This is a genomic window from Microbulbifer variabilis (genome assembly GCF_020524905.1).
In the GTDB taxonomy this organism is placed as follows: Bacteria; Pseudomonadota; Gammaproteobacteria; order Pseudomonadales; family Cellvibrionaceae; genus Microbulbifer; species Microbulbifer variabilis_A.
On sequence record NZ_JAIVKI010000044.1, the window covers coordinates 1 to 1,598 of the forward strand.

Below are 1,598 nucleotides of genomic sequence, written 5' to 3' on the forward strand. Positions count from 1 at the left end.
AGCGAATCGTACTCTAAACCGACACAGGTGGTCAGGTAGAGAATACCAAGGCGCTTGAGAGAACTCTGGTGAAGGAACTAGGCAAAATGGTACCGTAACTTCGGGAGAAGGTACGCCGGTTTTGGTGATGGGACTTGCTCCCTAAGCTGAGGCCGGTCGAAGTGACCAGGTGGCTGCGACTGTTTATTAAAAACATAGCACTCTGCAAACACGTAAGTGGACGTATAGGGTGTGACGCCTGCCCGGTGCCGGAAGGTTAATTGATGGGGTTAGCTTCGGCGAAGCTCTTGATCGAAGCCCCGGTAAACGGCGGCCGTAACTATAACGGTCCTAAGGTAGCGAAATTCCTTGTCGGGTAAGTTCCGACCTGCACGAATGGCGTAACGATGGCCACGCTGTCTCCACCAGAGACTCAGTGAAATTGAAATCGCTGTTAAGATGCAGTGTACCCGCGGCTAGACGGAAAGACCCCGTGAACCTTTACTACAGCTTTGCACTGAACTTTGAGCCTACTTGTGTAGGATAGGTGGGAGGCTTTGAAGCAGTAACGCTAGTTACTGTGGAGCCGTCCTTGAAATACCACCCTGGTATGTTTGAGGTTCTAACTCTGGTCCGTTATCCGGATCGAGGACAGTGTATGGTGGGTAGTTTGACTGGGGCGGTCTCCTCCCAAAGAGTAACGGAGGAGTACGAAGGTGCACTCAGCATGGTCGGAAATCATGCAATGAGCATAATGGTATAAGTGCGCTTGACTGCGAGTCAGACATGACGAGCAGGTACGAAAGTAGGTCATAGTGATCCGGTGGTTCTGTATGGAAGGGCCATCGCTCAACGGATAAAAGGTACTCCGGGGATAACAGGCTGATACCGCCCAAGAGTTCACATCGACGGCGGTGTTTGGCACCTCGATGTCGGCTCATCACATCCTGGGGCTGAAGCCGGTCCCAAGGGTATGGCTGTTCGCCATTTAAAGTGGTACGCGAGCTGGGTTTAGAACGTCGTGAGACAGTTCGGTCCCTATCTGCCGTGGGCGTTGGAGATTTGAGAAGAGTTGCTCCTAGTACGAGAGGACCGGAGTGAACGAACCTCTGGTGTTCCGGTTGTCACGCCAGTGGCATTGCCGGGTAGCTATGTTCGGACGGGATAACCGCTGAAAGCATCTAAGCGGGAAGCCTCCTTCAAGATAAGATCTCCCTGACTCCTTGAGAGTCCTAAAGGGCCGTGGAAGACTACCACGTTGATAGGCTGGGTGTGGAAGCGTTGTGAGGCGTTGAGCTAACCAGTACTAATTGCCCGTGCGGCTTGACCATACAACAGAGATGGTTACTAACGACTAGCTAAGCTAGCGGATTGTGAGTTAGAGACATACAATCGCTTGCGGTGTATTATTACAGATTGTTTTACCGACTTATTTGGGGTTATCGCCGGTCAAAAGACCGAGGCAAACAGCGATAACACGGCAGGCCAAGCAAAATTGCTTATAAGACCAACGCCAACCCAAGCCAGTTTGCCTGACGACAATAGAGTTGTGGAACCACCTGATCCCTTGCCGAACTCAGAAGTGAAACGCAACATCGCCGATGGTAGTGTGGGGTCTC

General features: G+C 51.8%; 2 rRNA genes. Both read left to right on the forward strand.

The features are described 5' to 3' along the window. Nucleotides 1-1,310: ribosomal RNA gene (locus tag LC073_RS21290) — 23S ribosomal RNA — on the forward strand; the annotation flags it as partial. Nucleotides 1,311-1,510: 200 nt separating this feature from the next. Next, nucleotides 1,511-1,598, forward strand: a 5S ribosomal RNA gene (gene rrf, locus LC073_RS21295); the annotation flags it as partial.